General features: G+C 70.0%; 16 protein-coding genes and 1 pseudogene. 5 read left to right on the forward strand and 12 right to left on the reverse strand.

The features are described 5' to 3' along the window. Nucleotides 1-12 precede the first annotated feature (12 nt). Entirely contained in the window at nucleotides 13-924 is a 912-nt protein-coding gene (locus J2P76_RS23065) for an ornithine cyclodeaminase family protein (protein WP_207410394.1), read from the forward strand. 16 nt (nucleotides 925-940) lie between these two features. Continuing rightward, a complete protein-coding gene (locus tag J2P76_RS23070; RefSeq protein WP_242697653.1) occupies nucleotides 941-2,785 on the forward strand; it encodes an amidase in 1,845 nt (614 codons plus the stop codon). 13 nt (nucleotides 2,786-2,798) lie between these two features. On the opposite strand, the gene J2P76_RS23075 is transcribed toward J2P76_RS23070, so the two are convergent. The 6 genes from J2P76_RS23075 to J2P76_RS23100 form a co-directional block, all read right to left on the reverse strand. Then, complete coding sequence (locus J2P76_RS23075; RefSeq protein WP_207410397.1) at nucleotides 2,799-3,725, reverse strand: phosphoribosyltransferase family protein; 927 nt, start codon at nucleotides 3,723-3,725, stop codon at nucleotides 2,799-2,801. A 66-nt stretch (nucleotides 3,726-3,791) separates the two neighbouring features. Beyond that, a complete protein-coding gene (locus tag J2P76_RS23080; protein ID WP_207410399.1) occupies nucleotides 3,792-4,757 on the reverse strand; it encodes an ABC transporter permease in 966 nt (321 codons plus the stop codon). Continuing rightward, entirely contained in the window at nucleotides 4,744-5,706 is a 963-nt protein-coding gene (locus J2P76_RS23085) for an ABC transporter ATP-binding protein (RefSeq protein ID WP_207410400.1), read from the reverse strand. Before J2P76_RS23085 ends, J2P76_RS23080 begins: the two co-directional genes overlap by 14 nt. Further along, complete coding sequence (locus J2P76_RS23090; protein WP_207410402.1) at nucleotides 5,703-6,863, reverse strand: COG1470 family protein; 1,161 nt, start codon at nucleotides 6,861-6,863, stop codon at nucleotides 5,703-5,705. The genes J2P76_RS23085 and J2P76_RS23090 overlap by 4 nt, the downstream gene beginning before the upstream one ends. A 300-nt stretch (nucleotides 6,864-7,163) precedes the next feature. Beyond that, nucleotides 7,164-8,591, reverse strand: coding sequence for an MFS transporter (locus J2P76_RS23095; RefSeq protein ID WP_207410403.1), 1,428 nt, complete (start codon nucleotides 8,589-8,591; stop codon nucleotides 7,164-7,166). Between the two features lie 56 nt (nucleotides 8,592-8,647). Then, nucleotides 8,648-9,241 carry a TetR/AcrR family transcriptional regulator gene (locus tag J2P76_RS23100; RefSeq protein WP_207410404.1) on the reverse strand — a complete coding sequence of 198 codons (594 nt, stop codon included), beginning with the start codon at nucleotides 9,239-9,241 and terminating at the stop codon, nucleotides 8,648-8,650. A 166-nt stretch (nucleotides 9,242-9,407) separates the two neighbouring features. Here J2P76_RS23100 and J2P76_RS23105 point away from each other — a divergent pair, with 166 nt between their 5' ends. Further along, the gene (locus tag J2P76_RS23105; RefSeq protein WP_207410405.1) at nucleotides 9,408-10,172 is read left to right on the forward strand and encodes a LysM peptidoglycan-binding domain-containing M23 family metallopeptidase; all 765 of its coding nucleotides are present in this window, start codon (nucleotides 9,408-9,410) and stop codon (nucleotides 10,170-10,172) included. A gap of 10 nt (nucleotides 10,173-10,182) precedes the next feature. Here the strand turns inward: J2P76_RS23105 and J2P76_RS23110 are convergent, their stop codons facing one another. Next, the gene (locus tag J2P76_RS23110) at nucleotides 10,183-11,097 is read right to left on the reverse strand and encodes a LysR family transcriptional regulator (protein WP_207410406.1); all 915 of its coding nucleotides are present in this window, start codon (nucleotides 11,095-11,097) and stop codon (nucleotides 10,183-10,185) included. Nucleotides 11,098-11,211: 114 nt separating this feature from the next. On the opposite strand from J2P76_RS23110, the gene J2P76_RS23115 reads away from it, so the two are divergent. After that, nucleotides 11,212-12,507 (forward strand): SGNH/GDSL hydrolase family protein, encoded by a 1,296-nt coding sequence (locus tag J2P76_RS23115; protein WP_207410407.1) that lies wholly within the window; start codon nucleotides 11,212-11,214, stop codon nucleotides 12,505-12,507. Here the strand turns inward: J2P76_RS23115 and J2P76_RS23120 are convergent. The 5 genes and pseudogenes from J2P76_RS23120 to J2P76_RS23140 all read right to left on the reverse strand — a co-directional run. Beyond that, entirely contained in the window at nucleotides 12,482-12,940 is a 459-nt protein-coding gene (locus J2P76_RS23120; protein ID WP_207410408.1) for a MarR family winged helix-turn-helix transcriptional regulator, read from the reverse strand. The two genes, J2P76_RS23115 and J2P76_RS23120, sit on opposite strands and share 26 nt — an antisense overlap. Nucleotides 12,941-12,969: 29 nt before the next feature. Further along, entirely contained in the window at nucleotides 12,970-13,938 is a 969-nt protein-coding gene (locus J2P76_RS23125; RefSeq protein ID WP_207410410.1) for a Bug family tripartite tricarboxylate transporter substrate binding protein, read from the reverse strand. Between the two features lie 78 nt (nucleotides 13,939-14,016). Next, nucleotides 14,017-14,196, reverse strand: coding sequence for a hypothetical protein (locus tag J2P76_RS23130; RefSeq protein WP_207410412.1), 180 nt, complete (start codon nucleotides 14,194-14,196; stop codon nucleotides 14,017-14,019). Continuing rightward, the gene (locus J2P76_RS23135; RefSeq protein WP_207410413.1) at nucleotides 14,189-15,808 is read right to left on the reverse strand and encodes an FAD-dependent oxidoreductase; all 1,620 of its coding nucleotides are present in this window, start codon (nucleotides 15,806-15,808) and stop codon (nucleotides 14,189-14,191) included. The genes J2P76_RS23130 and J2P76_RS23135 overlap by 8 nt, the downstream gene beginning before the upstream one ends. A 239-nt stretch (nucleotides 15,809-16,047) precedes the next feature. Then, nucleotides 16,048-17,091, reverse strand: a pseudogene (locus J2P76_RS23140) (tripartite tricarboxylate transporter permease); the annotation flags it as partial. An 86-nt stretch (nucleotides 17,092-17,177) separates the two neighbouring features. Between J2P76_RS23140 and mutY the strand changes: the two are divergent. Further along, on the forward strand, nucleotides 17,178-18,236 hold the full coding sequence (gene mutY, locus J2P76_RS23145) for an A/G-specific adenine glycosylase (protein WP_207410415.1): 1,059 nt from the start codon (nucleotides 17,178-17,180) through the stop codon (nucleotides 18,234-18,236). The last annotated feature ends 8 nt before the right edge of the window (nucleotides 18,237-18,244 follow it).

Genomic DNA, 18,244 nt, shown 5'->3' on the forward strand with positions numbered 1-18,244 from the left:
AGGGAGCTTTCCATGTTGTTCATTTCCGATGACCAGGTCGCCCAGTCGATCACCATGCGCGAGGCGGTGGCCGCCATGCGGGCGCTGTTCGAAGACCTGGGCCGCCATGCCGGCGTGATCCAGGAGCGGGTGCGCGTGCATGACGCGGGCGTGTCGCTGTCGATGATGGGCGGCATCCACACCGGGGCCGGCGTCATGGGGGCCAAGGTGTATCCCACCATCAACGGCCAGTTCAACTTCATTATTCCGCTGTTCGCCTGCGCCGATGGGCGCCTGCTGTGCACGGTGGCGGGCAACGCCCTGACGCGGCTGCGCACGGCGGCGGTCACCCGGGTGGCGGCCGACCGCCTGCGGCCCGGACCCGGCCGGCGCGTGGCGGTGTACGGCAGCGGCGTGCAGGCCGAGGCGCACGTGGAAGCCTTCGCCCTGGACGGCTACGCGGCCGAGTTCCGCCTGTGTTCGCGCAGCGGCGGTGCCGGGCTGGCCGCGCAGTGGCAGCAGCGCTACGGGGTGCCCGTGGCGTGCGCCGACGCCGCCGACGCGGCGGCCTGGGCCGACGTGATCATTACCGCCACGCGCGCGGCCGAGCCCCTGTTCGACGGCAAGCTGCCCAGGCCGGGCGCCCTGGTGGCCGCGATCGGCTCATCCAAACCCTCCACGCGCGAGCTCGACGACGAAGTGCTGCGGCGCGCCTCGGTGATCGTGGTCGAGGCGGCCGGCCAGGCCGCGCGCGAAGGCGGCGAACTGGTCATGGCCGGGCCCGGCACCGGCGCGCGCGACAAGCTGGTCGAGCTGGGGCCGCTGCTGCTGGACGGCGACGCGGCCCGGGGCGCGGGCGATTTGCTGGTGTACAAGTCGGTGGGCATCGGCCTGGAAGACGTGGCCCTGGCCAACCACATCTATCAGCGCGTCGCGGCTGCCTGACGGCCAAGTGGCTGGCATGCGCGATGCTCCCGCCGCACCCGCCGGCATCCTGGATGCCGACCGGGCGATCGTCGAATCCGACATCGCGACCCTGCAGGCCTTGATGGCGCAGGGCGCCTTGAGCTCGCAGGCCCTGGTGCTTGCCTGCCTGCGCCGCATTGCCGCGTACGACCAGCAGGGGCCCGCGCTGAACGCGATTGCGGCGCTGCATCCCGACGCCCTGCGGCAGGCCCGCGCGCTGGATGCGGAGCGCGCCGCCGGCCGGCTGCGCGGGCCGTTGCATGGCATCCCCTTGCTGGTCAAAGACAACTACCACGTGGCGGGGCTGCCCACCACCGCCGGCACGCTGGCCCTGGCGGACTGGCGGCCGGATCGCGAAGCCGGCGCGGTGCGGCGCCTGCGCGCGGCGGGCGCCGTCATCCTGGGCAAGGCCACGCTGCATGAACTGGCCTGCGGCATCACCAATATCTCGTCGCTGACCGGCCAGACGTGCAATCCGTACGCGCCCGGCCGGGCGCCCGGCGGTTCCAGCGGAGGCACGGCGGCAGCCGTGGCGGCCAGCTTCGCCGCGGCCGGCCTGGGCAGCGACACCAGCGGCTCGATACGCGTGCCGGCCGCGGCCAACAATCTGGTGGGCCTGCGCCCGACACGCGGCCTGGCCAGCCGCGCCGGCATGGTGCCCTTGTCGGGCACCCAGGACACCGCGGGGCCCCTGGCGCGCTCGGTGGCGGACCTGGCGCTGGTGCTGGACGCCATCGCGGGCGCCGACGCCGACGACCCCGGCACGGCGCGCGCGGCGCGGCATGTGCCGCCGTCATACCGCGCCGCCCTGCGGCCGGGCGGACTGGCCGGCCTGCGCATCGGCATTCTCGACGTGTTGTTCGGCTCGCAGCCCGGCGAAGAAGATGTCTCGGCGGTGGCCTACGACGCGCTGGCCGCCATGGAGCAGCTGGGAGCCCGGCCGGCCGGGGTGGACATCCCCATGCTGGCGTCTTTGCTGCCCGCCAGCAGCCTGACGCCCTTCGAATTCCGCCAGGCGCTGGCCGGCCACCTGGCGGCGCAGGGCAATGCGCCGGTAAGCGGCTTGGCCGACATCCTGCGGCAGGGCCTGCATCATGAGCGGCTGGATGCGGTGCTGCGCCAGCGTGAAGGGCTGCGCGACGAAGACGGTTCGGGCCGCGAAGCCGTGCTGCGGGTGCGGCGCCGCCTGCGGCGCGCCGTGCTGGCCTGCATGAAGCGCCACAATGTCGATGTGCTGGCGTACCCCGCCCTGCGCTGCCGCCCGGCCTCGATCGGCGACGCGCAGGCCGGCGCCAACAGCCAGCTGGCCGCGGCCACGGGCATGCCGGCATTGAGCCTGCCGGCCGGTTTCACGCGCGACGGCCTGCCGGTAGGGCTGGAACTGCTGGGCCGCGACTACGCCGAACAGCAATTGCTGGACTGCGCCTGGCACTGGGAACAGGCCATGCGGCCGCGCCGCGCGCCGTTTACCACGCCGCCCCTGCAGCACGGCCGCGCGCCGGCGCCCCGGCGCGGCACGCTGCGCCTGCAGACCGTGGGGCAGGGCGGCGCGCGGGTGCGCTATGAAATCGATCTGCCCGGCGCGGCACTGCGCTTCGATGCGCAGGCCGGGGTGATGGCCGGCGATGCCGTCATCGTCCTGGCGCTGCACGCGCCGCCGTCGGGGCATGATGCGCGCGGCCCGGTGATCGCCCACTTGCTGCGCGGCCAAGACAGGGCGCAGGGCGCGCTGGCCCTGCGCGCCGACCTGGTGCAGGCCTTGCGGGGGCCGGGGCTGGTGGTGCGGCTGTACACCCGCCGCTTTCCGCTGGGGGCGGCGCAGGGCACGCTGGCGTTGTAGCGCCGGCGGCCGCCTACTGCCCCAGTTCGGCGGCGTGGCTGGCGTATACCGACAGGGCGGTCTGGCCGTTCCACCAATACACGCGCACCACCTGGACGCGGCGGGCGATTTCCAGCGCCTGGGCCATGTCGCTTTCGATGAAGTGCGTGTGGCAGCCGTCCATGATGGCCTGCGCCTTGTGTTCGGCCGTCTGCCCGGCGCTGTGGCGGGTTTCGTCGCGCATGACCAGCCTGCCGTGAAAGCCATGGCGGCGCAGCCAGCCCTGGGTGCGGGCGCGGTCTTGCTCGGGGCGGCCGGTAATGATGGTAAGCCGGCTCAGGTCGCGCGCTGGCAGCACCTCGCAGGGCAGCAGCAGGTCGCGCCGCGCCAGCGTGGCGGCCAGGTCGGTGTCATACAGGCCGGGCGACAGATCGGGCAGCAGGATGCCGTCCAGGTCGATGGCCCATGACGCATAGGCGTCGGCGGGCTGGCGCGGCAGGTTGCGGGTGGCGTCGTAGGCCGGGGTGACCGACTCGCGTTCCCAGGGAAACCAGGCGCGCAGGCCCGGCGGGATCTCGACGCCGAAGTCCGGCCGCACCCGCGATTCGGCGTCGTAGGCCAGCGTGAAGACCTTGAATGCGTAGCCCGCCGCGGCCAGGAAATCGATGCTGTCCGACAGCGTGGTGCCGCGCCCGGCGATGTCTTCGACCAGCAGCACGCGCGCGCCGGCGGGCGGAACCTGCGCGGTGAACCACGATACCTTGCGGGTGCGGCGCTCGTACGACAGCGCGTGCAGCGGCAGGTCGAGGGCGGTGCTGGCGATCAGCGCCGCCGGCAGCCCGCCGCGCGCAATCGCCACGACCGCGTCGAACCGCATGCCGCGCCACTGCGGCACATACTCGGCCACCACCTGCTCGACACGGGCATAGTCGTACGGGAAGGCGGCGCGTGGGGTAGGCATGGCATCGTGGGAATGGGTATGGCGGAGAAATTTTGCCATACCCGGGGCGGCGCATGCACACCAGGCTCAGGCTCGCACCTCCTGCCGCTGGAACACCACGTACGTCAGCGCGAACAGCAGGATGACGCCGGCGATCAGGCCCACCGCCTGGGCCCAGACGATCTGCACGCTCTGGCCCAGCGCCAGCGGGGCGCCCATCACCGCGCCTTCGAGCTGATCCAGGAAAATCGGGCCGATGGCGCGGGTCATGGGGCTGAGGATGGCGATGATGGACTCGTTGAACAGCTGCGCCGGCGACAGCCGCTGCAGGGCGTGCTGCCATTCCAGGGTGGGCAGGCTGGGCTGGCCCAGCAGCTGCGAGGCCAGGTCCGGCGGCGCGATGGCCTGCGCCAGGGCCGACGACAGCAGCGGCCACAGCAGGGCCAGGAACAGCCACAGGCCCAGCGATACCAGCGCCGAGGTGGCCGCCGAGCGGAACACCACCGAGAACAGCATCGACAGGGCCAGCCATACGCCCGCATATGCCAGGGCCATCAGCAGGAACAGCAGCGAACGCGTCACTTCCTGGCCGCTGGGCGGCACGCCCAGCGCCAGCAGGCCCACGCCGATGACGATCAGCCACAGGCACAGCAGGCTGATGGCCAGGGTGGCCAGGCCCGCCAGGAACTTGCCCAGCAGCAGCGCGTCGCGGTAAATGGGCTGCGACAGCAGCCGGCTCATGGTGCGGCGCGAGTATTCGCCGTTGATGGCGTCGAATCCCAGCCCGATCGCCATCAGGGGGATCAGGAACCCCAGCAGCGATGCGAACGAGGGCATGGGCGCCTGCGCCGTGGTGAACACCCGCAGGAACACGAACGGATCTTCGGCCGTGGTATTGCGGATCTGCTGCAGGGCGCCGTACAGCGCGGCCGCGGCCGTCAGCACGATCAGCCATTCCAGCACCCGCATGCGGGCGCTGCTCAGGTGGTCGGCGAACTCTTTCAGCGTGACCGCGCCCAGCCCTTTCCAGGGCGAACCTTTACGCTTTTGCATGATGGTTCTCCGGGGTGCCGGCTTCGGCATCGTGGAAGTAGCGGTTGTAGATGGCGTCCAGGCTGGGCAGGTCGACCGACAGGCGATGCAGGTCGCCGCCGGCCTGCACGACCGCGCGCGCGGCGTCGGCGCGTACGTCGTCTTCGGCCAGCAGGCGATAGTGGCCCGGCGCCACGATATCGACGGCGTGCACGCCGCGCACCTGGCGCAGATGCGCATCCAGCCCTTCGCCGTCGGCCTGTACGTCGACCGAGAAGCCGGTGCCCAGCACCTGCCGCGCGAGTTCGGGCACGCTGCCCATCAGCGCGATGCGGCCGCGCCGGAACAGCGCCACGCGGTCGCAGATGCGCTGCATGTGATCCAGCAGGTGCGACGACAGCAGCACGGTGACGCCATCGGCCTTCAGGGCGCGGATCAGCTCCAGGAATTCTTCGGTGGACTGCGGGTCCAGGCCCGAGGTGGGTTCGTCCAGGATGGCCACGCGCGCGTCTTTCATGATGATCTCGGCCAGCCCCAGCCGCTGCCGCATGCCGCGCGAATACGTGGCCACGCGCCGGTCGGCCACGTCCGACAGGCGCATGCGCGCCAGGGCCTGGTCGATGCGGGCGCCGCGCGCGCTCGCGTCCAGCCCCAGCAGCCGCGCCGTATAGGCCAGGTTGTCGCGCGCCGACAGGTAGTCGTAGAAACCGACAGCGTCGGGCAGGTAGCCCAGCTGGCGCTTCACGCCCAGGGGATCGCGCTGGGGGTCCCGGCCCATGACGCGCACCGAGCCCGCGCTGACGTCGGTCAGGCCCAACAGCATCAAGATGGTGGTGGTCTTGCCGGCCCCGTTGGGGCCGAGCAGGCCGAAGATTTCGCCGCGCCCGACCTGGAACGACACGTCGTCGACGGCGCGCAGGCTGCCGTACCGCTTGGTTACGCCCTGCGCTTCGATCAGGTAGTCGTTCATCGGCGTCCGAACCTCGCAACGGCGCCCACCAGGATCAGCACGGCGATGGCCAGAATGATGACACCGACGATGCCCCACAGGCTGGACGTGGAAACGGTGATGCGGAAGTCGCCGCTGGCCGACTGGCCGTTGGCGGAGGCGGTAAGGTGGGTCATGTAGTCGCCCGCCAGCGAACGCTCGGACGGCGTGATGCTGGCCTGCGCTTCAACCTGCTGGCCCGGCGCCAGGTGTTCGATGGTCTTGGGTTCGAACTCGACTTTCCAGCCCGATGGGCCGCTGCCCGACAGCGCGACGTTGTCGGCGGCGGCGCCGCCGTCGTTGCGGATCAGCACCGGTATCGACGAGGCCTTGCCGGCCTGCGCGTTGCCGCTCATCAGGCCGTCGCGGCCGGACAGCTGCAGGTGCGGCTGGCCCACGATGTCCAGCTTCAGCTGGCTGGACGCTTCGATGCCATCGGCGCTGGCCACGACCTGCACCGGATAGCTGCCGGGCTCGGTGTTGCCGGGCGGACGCACGGTGAGCTTGATGTCTTTCGATTCGCCGGCCTTGATCGGCAGCGCGCTGATCTGCTGGCTGCCGTAGCCTTCGGTGAAGCGCGTGTCGAAGTACTGCGGCGCCTTGGCCGCGAAGCTGACGGTCAGGTCTTTGCCGCTGTCGTTCTTCACCGTCAGCGAGTAGTCGAACGGCGATTGCGCGCCGCCCTTGATGGCCGGCAGTTTGGTGTCCAGCGTGAGCTTGGTGGGAAGTTCTTTGGCCAGCATGATGTGCAACGGCAGCGCGATGCGCTGGCCGTCGCCTTCGGCCACCACGGTCAGGGTGCGCGGCTGCGTGCCCGCGTCGGCGGGCACTTTCAGCTGCAGTTGCAGCGAGACGCTGTCGTCGGTGCTGGGCATGGCCGCGGCGACGGGTTGCCCGCCGCCCAGCAGGGTGGCGGTCCAGCCATCGGGCACGCCATCGACACTGAGCCCGAGCCGCTCGGGCGGCAGGCCGTAGTTGCGCAGCTGCAGCCTGACGGATGAGGTGGTGCCGGGCTGCGCGGTGACGGCGGGATAGTCGGTGACCAGGTACAGCCCCTTGATATTGCTGCCTTGCGCAAGCACGGGCGTGGACAACAGCATGGCCGCTGCAAGGGCCAGGAAGGAAAGCGCTTTTCGCATGATGTTTTTGGGTCTCCTCGAATGCCGGGCAGGTGCGGCCGCGCATCGGTGCGATGCGGCGCCGCCGGTCGGCGACAGAACGGATAGCGAGGGTGTGGCTGTGCCGGCGCGTGGCCGCACGTGCGCGCCCTGCTGCGATATATGAGCAGGGCCGCGCGAATTTTGTTCCCGCCAATGCATGTATTGACGTGATTCGCGGGCCTAACTGAAAGCCCGCTTAAATCGGTACGTATGCGGGCGCGCCGAACATGACGGCGCGCTGAACGGCGGCGCGCCGCGGCGCGTTGCGCAACACGGTGTTCAGCGCGATGCCGCGGCCAGCGATCGCGGGTGCGTGTCCACCGCCAGGCACAGCAGGCCCGTCAGCAAGGCCAGCGCGACATGCATGCCGTACACCGGCGTGAAGTCGGCGCGCTGCAGCGTGGCTGCGCCCAGCCACAGTACAGTCACCGCCACGCCCATTACCGAACCGATCTGGCGCGTGGCCTGGTTTACCGCGCTGCCCACCGCGTAGTGCCGGGCCGGCAAGCGGCTGACCGCCGCCGCCGACAGCGCGGGCAGCACCATGCCCACCCCCAGGCCGCTGAGCAGCAGGCCCGGCAACCAGTGGCGCAGGTAGTCGGGCTCGGCGCCGGGCACCAGCAAGAACCACAGGCCCGCGCAGGCATAGACCAGCGAGCCGCTGGCCAGAAAGGGCCGGTGCCCGTGCCGCGCCGCCAGCCGGCCGGTGATGATCGCGGCGGGTATCACCAGCAGCGGGCCGGGCGTGATGGCCAGGCCGGCCAGCGGCATGCTGTAGTGCCAGATGCCCATCATGTAGAAGAAGAACGCGAAGAACATCATCGCGAATGCCATGCCGAAAGCCAGCGTGGCCAGATTCACGTAGCGGTAGGTGCGATGCTGGAACAGGCTCAGATCGAGCAGCGGCGCCGCCGCGGCGCGCGCCCACGCGACGAACGCGGCCAGCGCCACCATGCCCGTGGCCGCCGCGGCAAGCAGATCGCCGCGCCGCCACGTGGGCGAGTCGGCCTGCACGATGGCCAGCGCGATGGCGCCCACGCCCACCATCAGCAGCGCCATGCCGACCAGGTCCAGCGGGCGCCGGGTCTCGGGCCGCGAAGATTCGCGCAGCATGGAAGCGCCGCGCCACAGCGACACGGCGCCCAGCGGCAGGTTCAGGTAAAACGCCCATTGCCAGCCGGCGCTGTCGGCCACCAGCGAGCCCAGGCTGGGGCCTACGGCGGCGGCCAGCGCGCTGACCGCGCCCCACATGCTGACCACCACCGCGCGGCGCGCCTGCGGAAAGGCATCCAGCACCAGTGACAGCGATGCCGGCGTCAGCAGTGCCGCGCCGATGGCCTGCGCGACGCGCGCCAGGATCAGCCATTGCACGCTGCCGGCCAGGCCGCAGGCGGCCGAAGCCGCCAGGAAAATGGCCACGCCTGTCATGAACACGCGCTTGCGGCCGTGCCGGTCGGCCAGCCCGCCCGACGGTATCAGCATGGTGGCATAGACCACCGTGTAGGCGTTCAGCACCCACGACAGATCGGCGGCCGATGCTTCGGGAAAGCCCGCGCGCAACGCGTTGAACGCGGCGAACAGCATGGTGCTGTCCAGCGACACCAGAAACACGGCAATGCTGGCGATGCAGAAAACCGGCCAGGGGCCGGCGTGGCGCTGCCCTGTGTCGGCCGGGATGGAAGGGGAGGGAGCTGCAGTCGAGTTCATATGATGATCATCATATTTTTGGGTGAAGGAAAACACGGCGGGCAAACCTGGATACGTCAGGCGCCGCGGTGTGGCGAGGAATGGGCGTATTGGTTCAGCAGCACCTGGCGGCAACTGGACAGCACGGCCTTGCCTTCGGCGCCGCCCAGCGCGCGGGCCATTTGCAGCGCGCCGACCAGCGTGCCGGCCACGGCGTGGGCCTGTTCGGGCGTGGCCTCGGGCATGGCCTGGCGCACCCGCTGCATCAGCGCGCGCACGCGTTCGCGCGAGGCATCGCGCACCGGCGCGGCCTGGCGCGGCATTTCCGACAATAGCGCGGCTACCGGGCAGCCGCGCTCGGGGGCGGCCAGGTGCGCATCGGACAGATACGATTCGACCAGCGCGCGCAAGGGGTGGATGCCCAGGCGTGCCTGGGCGTCCTGGTGCCGCGCCAGCCGTTCGGCGCTTTCCTGGCCGGCGCGTTCGACGGCGGCGGCCAGCATGGCATCGCGCGAGGGAAAGTGCGCATAAAAGCCGCCGTGGGTCAGGCCGGCTTCCTGCATGATGTCGGCCACGCCCGCGCCGCCATAGCCGCCGCGGCGGATGGCGCGCGCCGCGGTTTGCAGGATGCGGTCATGGGTGAGCTGTTTGCGGCTGGGCTGGGTGGCCATGGCATGAACCATTTATATGATGGTCATCATATTATTGAGACCGCACCGGTGCTGTCAAGGCGCGCCGCGCGCCTGGCGCCGGCAGGCGCTCAGCCGCCGGCCGTAGCGGGCCTGATTCAAATGCACAAGCCTGTTACATCGTTTCTTGTTACCCTTCTGGGCGAGGATGTTCCCGGTCCCCGCCTTTCATACCGATACGCTGTCAGTGCCTGTTATCTCGACCCTACCCGTTTCTTCCGCGGCGCCGCGCCGCCCCTGGGCCACGGCCGCATGGCGCCGGGCCGGCGCCGTGCTGTGCGCCAGCCTGGCCATGCTGCTGGCGGCGTGCAGTTCCACCAAGGTGGGGCCGGGGTCTTACCGCGTGCAGTCGGGCGATACCCTGAGCAAGATCGCGCGCGAGCACAATACCAGCGTGGCGGAGCTCATGCGCCTGAACAACCTGTCCAACCCCAATCGCATCAGCAAGGGGCAGGTGCTGCGGGTCAATGCCAAGGGCTCCGCCGCTTCCGCGTCCAGCGCCAGCAGCCCGCCGCCGTCGGCGGCGGCGTCGGCCGCCGCTGTGCGCGGCATCAAGCTGGTATGGCCGGCCGACGGCACCGTCACGCACCGCTACAACGGCAGTTCGTCGAAGGGCATCACCATCGTCAATAAAACCGGCACGCCGGTGCGGGCCGCCGCCGCGGGCAGCGTGGTGTACGCCGGCAACCGCCTGCGCGGCTATGGCAACCTGGTCATCGTGCAGCATGCCGACCACTTCCTCAGCATCTACGCCCACAACAACAGAATGCTGGTCAAAGAAGGCCAGAAAGTTTCGCAGGGCCAGCAGATCGCCGAGATGGGCAGCACCGACCGCAGCGGCCCCGGCCTGTACTTCGAGCTGCGCTACCGCGGCAAGCCGGTAGACCCATCGGGCGCCTTGCCGCCGCGCTGAGGCCGGCGCGTTACGCCGCCGCGAAGCCCGGCAGCGTGGGCAGGCGCCGCGCCACGAAATCGATGAACAGGCGCGCGCGCAGCGGCTGGTAGCGCCGCGACGGATACAGCAGATGCGCCTGCTGCGGCGCCGCCTGCCAATCGGGCAGCACGCGCAGCAGCCGGCCGTCGGCCACCATGTCGTGCACCAGCCAGGCCGGCACCAGGCCCAGCCCGGCGCCCAGCATGATGCTTTCACGAACGGCCAGCGCGCTGTTGACGCGATAGCGGCTGGGCACTTGCACCGCCTGCGCCGCGCCGGCACCGTCGAGCCGACCGAGCTCGATGGTGTCGCCGCTGCCCAGCCATGCAAAGCGCACCTGCCGGCAGGCGGCCAGGTCGGTGGGCGCACGAATGGCCGGCCGGCCCTGCAAGTACGCGGGAGCGGCCACCAGGTAGCGCGGCGAATGGGCGATGCGGCGCGCCACCGCATGCGGCGGCAGCGTCGTGCCCAGCCGCAGCGCCACGTCCATGCCTTCTTCCACCAGGTCGACATAGCGGTCGTTCAGGATGAGCTCGACTTCGATGTCGGGGTACTGCGCCATGAATTCGTGCACCAGTCCGTTCAGGCGCAGTTCGCCCACCGCCAGCGCGGAATTCACCCGCAGCAGGCCCTGGGGCTTTTCGGTAAGGCCGCGCGCATCGGCCACGGCTTCGCCATACTCCTCCAGCACGCGGGTGGCGTGCTGGTAAAAACGGCGGCCCTGTTCGGTCAGGGCCAGCGTGGTGGTAGAGCGCTCGAACAGCCGCACGCCCAACTGGCGTTCCAGTCCGGCTACCCATTTGCTGAGCGTGGGTTGGCCGATGCCGGCTTCGCGGGCGGCGGCCGACAGCGTGCCCAGTTCGGTGGCGCGCACAAAGGCCCGCATGGCCTGCAAGGTATCCATGTCATTCCATATTGGAATTAGCTGTAGTCGATTCTAGTGGCTACCGCGTAAAAATTGAATGACCTATCTTGGCGTCCTGGCGCGTTGGCGCGCCGTTCAAACCCAGGAACCCTTATGCTTTTCACTCTGCTTTTGTCGCGCCGGGCGCCCGCCCGCCGGTGGCTGGCCGGCCTGGCCGCCATGGCTGCGCTGGCTGGCGGCGCAGCCCGCGCCGATGCGCCTGTTCCCGCCTGGAGCCCCTCGTGGATGGCCAGTCCCCAGCCGACGTGGGCCTCTGGCTTTGCCCTGCCCACCCAGGTGCCCCAGCGCCTGCATGACAGCACGGTGCGCGAAGTGGCCCGGCTGAGCATTGGCGGCCCGCGCTTGCGGGTGCTGCTGTCCAACGCCTATGGCAAAGCCCCGCTGCGGGTCGGGGCGGCCAGCGTGGCCCTGCCGGCGGGCCAGGGCCCGGCCATTTTGCCGGCATCGTTGCGGCCGCTGACTTTCGGCGGGCAGGCCTCGGTGCTGATCCCCGCGGGGGCGCAGGTGCTGAGCGACCCTGCTGATCTGCCGGTGCGGCCGCTGGGCCATGTGGCGGTCAGCATCTACCTGCCCGACGATACGCCGCTGCGCACCTTCCACTGGGAAGGACGCCGCGATGCCTGGCTGGCGGCCGGCAATGCAACTACCCAGGCCCGCCTGGCGCCCACGGCCACGCTCAGCGCGCACTTGCTGCTGGCCGAAGTCCGCGTGCAAACCGATGTCCCCGCGCCGGTGGTGGTGGCGTTGGGCGACTCGATCACCGACGGCGCGGGGTCGACGCCGGGAGCCGACCGGCGCTGGCCCGACTTCCTGGCGGCGCGGCTGGCGCCCGGGGGCACGGCAGTGCTGAACGCCGGCATCTCGGGCGCGCGCCTGCTGCAGGACGGCATGGGCGCCAGCGCGCTGGCGCGGCTCGACCGCGATGTGCTGGCGCACCGCAACGTGCAGGCCATGATCGTGCTGCTGGGCATCAACGACATCAGCTGGCCCGGCAGCGCCTTCGTGCCCGATGGCAGGCCGCCCGGCCTGCCGGACCTGATCGCCGGCTATCGCCAGTTGATCGCCCAGGCGCACGCGCGCGGCGTGCGCGTCATCGGCGTGACGCTGACTCCATTCCAGGGCGCGCTGGAAGGCACCCCGATCACGGGCTACTACAGCCCCGCCAAAGACCGCCTGCGGCAGGCGCTGAACCAATGGATACGCGACAGCGGCGAATTCGACGCCGTGGTGGATGCCGACGCCGCACTGCGCGACCCCGCGGCTCCATCCCGCATGCTGCCGCGCTTCGATTCAGGCGACCACCTGCACCCCGGCGACGCCGGCTACCAGGCGCTGGCCCGGGCCGTCGACACCGCCACGCTGCTCAGCCGCCTTCCATATGCGCGATGATCCGATCCAGCATCGCCCCGAACTGCGCCTGCTCGCGCTCGCTGAGGCAGCCGAAGATCTCGTCATTGCGGCGCGCAATCAGCGCCACGATCTGCTCATAGCGCGCCTGGCCCGCGCCGGTGGGCGCCAGCAGCACGCCGCGCGCATCGTTCTCGCAGGCTTGCTTGCTGACCAGTCCGCGGTCCACCAGGGCCTGCGCCGAGCGGCTGGCCTGGCCCTTGTTCAGGTTGGCGGCGCGCGCCAGCTCATTCACCGATAGCGGCGCATAGCGGCCGATGGCCGCCAGGCAGCGCGCTTCGCCCAGCGGCAGGCCGCAGGTTTCCTGGTACGCCCGGTTGGAGTCGCGGTCGGAAATCTTGTTGACCACGTGCATCCGGTAGGTCAGGAAGCGTTCGAGGGCGGGCAGGGCATCGCCGGAAGGTTCAGTGGGCATAGGGGCGGCGGGCCGGGCCCGCCATCGAATCAGTTGACGGTGATCTTGCTGTCGCGAATGACCTTGCCCCACTTCTCGCGCTCGGCCGCGGCATAAGCCGTCATTTCCTGGGGCGTGCTGGGAATGGCTTCCAGTCCCATGGACTTGAACTTCTCGCGCACCTCGGCCGAGTCCAGCGCGCCGCGCAGGGCCGTGTTCAGGCGGTCGACAATGGCGTCGGACGTGCCCTTGGGCACCAGCAGCCCTTGCCAGGCATAGGCTTCGAAATCCTTCAGGCCCAGTTCGATCAGGGTGGGCGTGTCGGGCATCGATTCCAGCCGCTTGGCGCTGGCCACCGCGATGGCGCGCAGCCGCCCCGACTTGATGTATTGCTGGCCAGTGGCCGAATCGACGAACATCATGGGCACCTGGCCGCCGATCACGTCCTGCACGGCGGGCGCCGCGCCGCGATAGGGCACGTGCACCAGGTTCAGCCCGGTGCGCAGGCGGAACAGCTCGGTGGCCAGGTGGTGCGGGCTGCCCGAGCCCGGGGTGGCGTAATCCACGCCCTTGGCCTGCGATTTGACCCAGGCCGCGAGCTCGTCCAGCGTCTTGGCCGGCACCGACGGGTTCACCACCAGGATCATGGCGAAGCGCGCCATCAGGCCCACCGATTTCAAATCGGTGGCGGGGTCGTACGACAGCTTGGGGTACAGCGCCGGGTTGGCGGCCAGGGTGGCGGTGTCGCCGGACAGCATGGTGTAGCCGTCGGGCTGGGCGCGCGCGACATAGTCGGCGCCGATCGCGGTGGCGGCCCCCGGCTTGTTGGCGATGACCAGCGGCTGGCCGAGCGACGTGGTCATTTTTTCGGCCAGGGTGCGGGCCACGATGTCAGTGCCCCCGCCGGCCGGATAGGGCACTACCCATTCGATGGCGCGGGCGGGGTAGTCGGCGGCCTGCGCTTGCAGCGCACCGGCGGCCAGCAACAGGGCGGCGGCCGCTTTCAGGTAACGGTTCATGAATTGTCTCTCCGTGTTGTGGGTACAGCGTTCTTGGCAATGAATACAGCAAACAGGGTACGGCAAATGCCGGCGCGGTCAGGCCCGCAGGGCGTGTTCGGCCTGCTCGATCAGGGCCAGCACCGGCGCGGCCTCGTCCTGCCGGCTGATCAGCGACAGGCACAGGGCCGACAGGAACAGGGGGGCCCGGGCTTCGCCCACGCGCGTCAGGGCCTGCGCCAATTGCGTATAAGCCAGGTCCAGGTCGGATTCAGTCATGGCGGGGCTCCTGCGTAGGTGGATGATAAGGCGTAAGCGCGCGCCGGACAGCCGGCATGTCGTCTTGCCGCCAGCGGCCCAGCACATAGCCGTCGGGCCGGATGGCGTACAGCGTGCCGGCCCGCGCGCCGTAACGTTCGTATGCCTGGCCGTCGGCATCGTGCAGCGCCGCGCCGGCGCCGCAGCCGATGCGCAGCACGCGCAGCGGCGTTGCCGCGCGCGTCAGGTCGTCCAGCTGCGCCACGGCGGCGGGGTCGCAATCGAAAGCCAGCAGCGTGAATGCGCCGCCGAAGTATTCGGTCAGGTGGCGGGCCGCGCCCGCCTGGCGCAGCAGGGCCTCGGGCGCGGGTTGGCCCGGCGCGGCCTGCGGGCCGGCCTCGGGCAGGCCATCGGCGGCGTTCAGCGCCGAGCCTTCGTATGAAATCGCCGACGACTGGCGCGGGTTGATCAGCGAACGCACGCTCGCGTCGGCCAGCGACAGGCGCAGCGCGGCCTCGCGCAGCAGGCGGAAGCCATAGTCGGGCGGGGCCATGAATTCCGTGCTTTTCGCGCCATAGCCCAGGTTCTGGCGGGTGGCATGCACGCGTTCCTGGCTGTAGGTGTCCAGCAGCGCATCGCCGGCGTGGCCCCGCACTACCCAGGCCAGCTTCCAGGCCAGGTTGCCGGCATCGTCCAGGCCCGAATTCAGGCCGCGCACGCCGAATATCGGCACCAGGTGGCCGGCGTCGCCGGCAAACAGCACGCGTCCGTGGCGGTAGCTGTCCAGCGTCAGGCATTTGGCGTTGTACATCGAGATCCACAACGGCTTCCAGGGCGCCGTTTCGCCGATCATGTCCAGGTGGCTCTGCACCCGCGGCAGCACGTTTTCCGGCAGCACGGCGGCTTGCGCGTCTTCGTCGTCGCCGATCTGGTAGTCGATGCGCCAGACATTGTCAGGCTGGCGATGCATCAGCAGGGTCGAGCCCGGGTTCGAGGGCGGGTCGAACCAGGCCAGCCGTTCGGTGGGGCGCGACGAGGCCTGCTCGATGTCGACGATGACGTAGCGGCCTTCATATTGCGTGCCCCGCAGGGCCAGGCCCAGTTGCTCGCGCACCGTGCTGCGTCCGCCGTCGCAGGCCACCACCCAGTCGGCCCGCACCGTGTGCGACCCGGCGGCATGGTCGATGCGCACCGTGGCGCCATCGGCATCGGGCCGCACCTGCGCCACGCGGCTGGCCCACGCCACCTGCGCCGGCGCGCGTCCGCGCCGCAGGGCCTGGTGGGCGTACTCTTCGATGTAGAACTGCTGGATATTGACCATGGGCGCATAGCGCTGGGTGGGGTCGCCGGGCATTTCGAAGCGCAGCACTTCCTGGTTGCGGTAGTAGCTGCGCCCGCTGTTCCACGGCAGGCCTTTTTCCACCAGCGGCCGGTCGGCGCCGATCCAGGCCAGGATCTCTTGCGAACGGCGCGATATGCAGATGGCACGGCTGCCGGTGCAGTAGCCGTCGTCGGCCTCGACCGTCAGCGACGCGATGCCGTACTCGGCCAGCAGGGCCGCCAGCGTCAGCCCGACCGGGCCGCCGCCGGCGATCAGCACGGGCACGTGCCCGGGCAGAGGCGCGGATTCCATCGTGCCATCTCCTTGATGCGGTTGTGTGCGCAACTATATCCATGACTGGTTGCGGGCGCAACTAGTTATTGCCCTAGATCAAGGTGAAAACCGCGCTGATGAGGTACGGAATGCCAGGCGCTGCCGGGCGTCCGGCCCCGGCCATGGGCAAAAAAAATGCCAGACACCGGAGTGTCTGGCACGGGGTCATGCACAGCGTTGTTCGCGTGCCGGCGCCAGGGCTGGCGCCGGCCGCGGCGTCATTCTTCTTCGACGAAGGTTTCCTGGCGCTTCTTGCGGATCGACGGCAGGGCCACCAGCACCACCAGCACCGCGGCGGCGGCCAGCAGCGAGGCCGACAGCGGGCGCTCGACGAAGGTGAAGAAGTCGCCGCGCGACAGCAGCAGGGCGCGCCGGAAGTTTTCTTCCATCATGGGGCCCAGCACCAGGCCCAGCAGCAGCGGGGCGCCTTCGCACTTCAGTTTGGCCCAGAAGTAGCCCACGATGCCGAAGATGGCCGTCGTGTAGATGTCGAAGGTGTTGTAGTTCAGCGAATACACGCCGATCGTGCAGAACACCAGAATGGCCGGGAACAGGATGCGGTAAGGCACTTTCAGCAGCTTGACCCACACGCCGATCAGCGGCAGGTTCAGCACCACCAGCATCAGGTTGCCGATCCACATCGAGGCGATCAGGCCCCAGAACAGGTCCGGGTGGCTGGTCATGACCTGCGGGCCGGGCTGGATGTTGTGGATGGTCATGGCGCCGACCATCAGCGCCATCACGGCGTTGCCCGGGATGCCCAGGGTAAGCAGCGGAATGAACGAAGCCTGCGCGCCCGAGTTGTTGGCCGATTCCGGGCCGGCCAGGCCGGCCGGGTGGCCCTTGCCGAAGCGCTCGGGTTCTTTCGACAGTTTCTTTTCCAGCGTGTACGACGCAAAGGCCGACAACACCGAACCGCCGCCCGGCAGGATGCCCAGCATCGAACCCAGCGCCGTGCCGCGCACGATGGCGGGGGCGGCTTCGCGGATTTCTTGCCGGTTGGGGTACAGCGAGCCGATCTTGTCCTGCAGTTCGACGCGGTTTTCTTTCTGTTCGAGGTTGGACAGGATTTCGGCAAAGCCGAACACGCCCATGGCCACGATGGCGAAGTCGATGCCGTCCTGCAGTTCGGGGATGCCGAAGTCGTAGCGGGCCACGCCCGAGTTGACGTCGGTGCCCACCATGCCCAGCAGCAGGCCCAGCAAGATCATGCAGATCGCCTTGGGCAGCGAGCCCGAGGCCNAGACTGCGTTGAGTAATCCCGGAGACGACGCCCGGCCCCAAGCCCGCCACGCCCAGGCGGCTAAAGAACACTAACAAGGAACCCGCGATGCGATAATCCCCGATTATGGATTTCGCCCCCCGCATCATCGCCTGGCAGGCCGCTCATGGCCGCCACGGCCTGCCCTGGCAGCGCACGCAAGACCCCTACCGGATCTGGCTGTCCGAGATCATGCTGCAGCAGACCCACGTCGCCACCGTCATCCCGTACTACCAGCGCTTTCTGGAACGCTTTCCCGACGTGGCAGCGCTGGCGGCCGCATCGCAGGAAGAAGTCATGCCTTACTGGGCCGGCCTGGGCTACTACGCCCGGGCCCGCAACCTGCACCGCTGCGCGCAGGCGGTCGTGCGCGACTGGGGCGGACGGTTCCCGCCCACGGCCGAACAGATCGCCACCCTGCCCGGCATCGGCCGCTCTACCGCCGCCGCCATCGCGGCATTCGCCTATGGCGAGCGCGCGCCCATTCTGGACGGCAACGTCAAGCGCGTGTTCACGCGCCATTTCGGCGTCGAAGGCGACCCGGCGCGGCGCGAAATCGAACAGCGGCTGTGGGCCCTGGCCGAGGCGCAGGTCGCCGGCGCCCCCGGGCTGGACATGGCCGCCTACACGCAGGGCCTGATGGACCTGGGCGCCACGCTATGCACGCGCGGCAAGCCCGACTGCGGGCGCTGCCCGCTGGCCGCCACCTGTATCGCGCGCCGCGACGGGCGCCAGGGCGAACTGCCCACGCCCAAGGCGCGCAAGGCCATTCCCGAACGCCAGACCGGCATGCTGGTCTTGCAGCGCGGCGGCGCCATTCTGCTGCAGCAGCGGCCGGCGCCGGGCATCTGGGGCGGCCTGTGGAGCCTGCCCGAATTCGAGGCGGGCGGCGATCCGGCGCTGGCCTCGCGCCAGCTGGGCCTGGAACCCCTGCAGCGGTATGAACTGGCGGCCTTCGCGCACACCTTCACCCATTACCGGCTGCACATCAAGCCTTGGTATTTGCCGGTGAAAACGGGCGCCACCCTGGCGGAACCGGGCCTGCCGCAGCGCTGGGCCGGCCCGGCCGAACTGCCAGGCATGGCGCTGCCCGCGCCCATCCGCAAGCTGCTCGACGGGCTGCTGGCCGCGGGGCTGCCAGACTGAGTTTGCGT

This window comes from Bordetella petrii (assembly GCF_017356245.1).
In the GTDB taxonomy this organism is placed as follows: domain Bacteria; phylum Pseudomonadota; class Gammaproteobacteria; order Burkholderiales; family Burkholderiaceae_B; genus Bordetella_A; species Bordetella_A petrii_D.

What these genes read in the sequence shown, in the direction of transcription:
- J2P76_RS23125 (WP_207410410.1), bottom strand. Translation starts at nt 13,938, where the DNA reads ATGAACCGTTACCTGAAAGCGGCCGCCGCCCTGTTGCTGGCCGCCGGT.
- J2P76_RS23100 (WP_207410404.1), bottom strand. Translation starts at nt 9,241, where the DNA reads ATGGCCACCCAGCCCAGCCGCAAACAGCTCACCCATGACCGCATCCTG.
- mutY (WP_207410415.1), top strand. Translation starts at nt 17,178, where the DNA reads ATGGATTTCGCCCCCCGCATCATCGCCTGGCAGGCCGCTCATGGCCGC.
- J2P76_RS23095 (WP_207410403.1), bottom strand. Translation starts at nt 8,591, where the DNA reads ATGAACTCGACTGCAGCTCCCTCCCCTTCCATCCCGGCCGACACAGGG.
- J2P76_RS23075 (WP_207410397.1), bottom strand. Translation starts at nt 3,725, where the DNA reads ATGCCTACCCCACGCGCCGCCTTCCCGTACGACTATGCCCGTGTCGAG.
- J2P76_RS23080 (WP_207410399.1), bottom strand. Translation starts at nt 4,757, where the DNA reads ATGCAAAAGCGTAAAGGTTCGCCCTGGAAAGGGCTGGGCGCGGTCACG.
- J2P76_RS23105 (WP_207410405.1), top strand. Translation starts at nt 9,408, where the DNA reads ATGTTCCCGGTCCCCGCCTTTCATACCGATACGCTGTCAGTGCCTGTT.
- J2P76_RS23135 (WP_207410413.1), bottom strand. Translation starts at nt 15,808, where the DNA reads ATGGAATCCGCGCCTCTGCCCGGGCACGTGCCCGTGCTGATCGCCGGC.
- J2P76_RS23110 (WP_207410406.1), bottom strand. Translation starts at nt 11,097, where the DNA reads ATGGATACCTTGCAGGCCATGCGGGCCTTTGTGCGCGCCACCGAACTG.
- J2P76_RS23115 (WP_207410407.1), top strand. Translation starts at nt 11,212, where the DNA reads ATGCTTTTCACTCTGCTTTTGTCGCGCCGGGCGCCCGCCCGCCGGTGG.
- J2P76_RS23130 (WP_207410412.1), bottom strand. Translation starts at nt 14,196, where the DNA reads ATGACTGAATCCGACCTGGACCTGGCTTATACGCAATTGGCGCAGGCC.
- J2P76_RS23065 (WP_207410394.1), top strand. Translation starts at nt 13, where the DNA reads ATGTTGTTCATTTCCGATGACCAGGTCGCCCAGTCGATCACCATGCGC.
- J2P76_RS23070 (WP_242697653.1), top strand. Translation starts at nt 941, where the DNA reads ATGCGCGATGCTCCCGCCGCACCCGCCGGCATCCTGGATGCCGACCGG.
- J2P76_RS23090 (WP_207410402.1), bottom strand. Translation starts at nt 6,863, where the DNA reads ATGCGAAAAGCGCTTTCCTTCCTGGCCCTTGCAGCGGCCATGCTGTTG.
- J2P76_RS23085 (WP_207410400.1), bottom strand. Translation starts at nt 5,706, where the DNA reads ATGAACGACTACCTGATCGAAGCGCAGGGCGTAACCAAGCGGTACGGC.
- J2P76_RS23120 (WP_207410408.1), bottom strand. Translation starts at nt 12,940, where the DNA reads ATGCCCACTGAACCTTCCGGCGATGCCCTGCCCGCCCTCGAACGCTTC.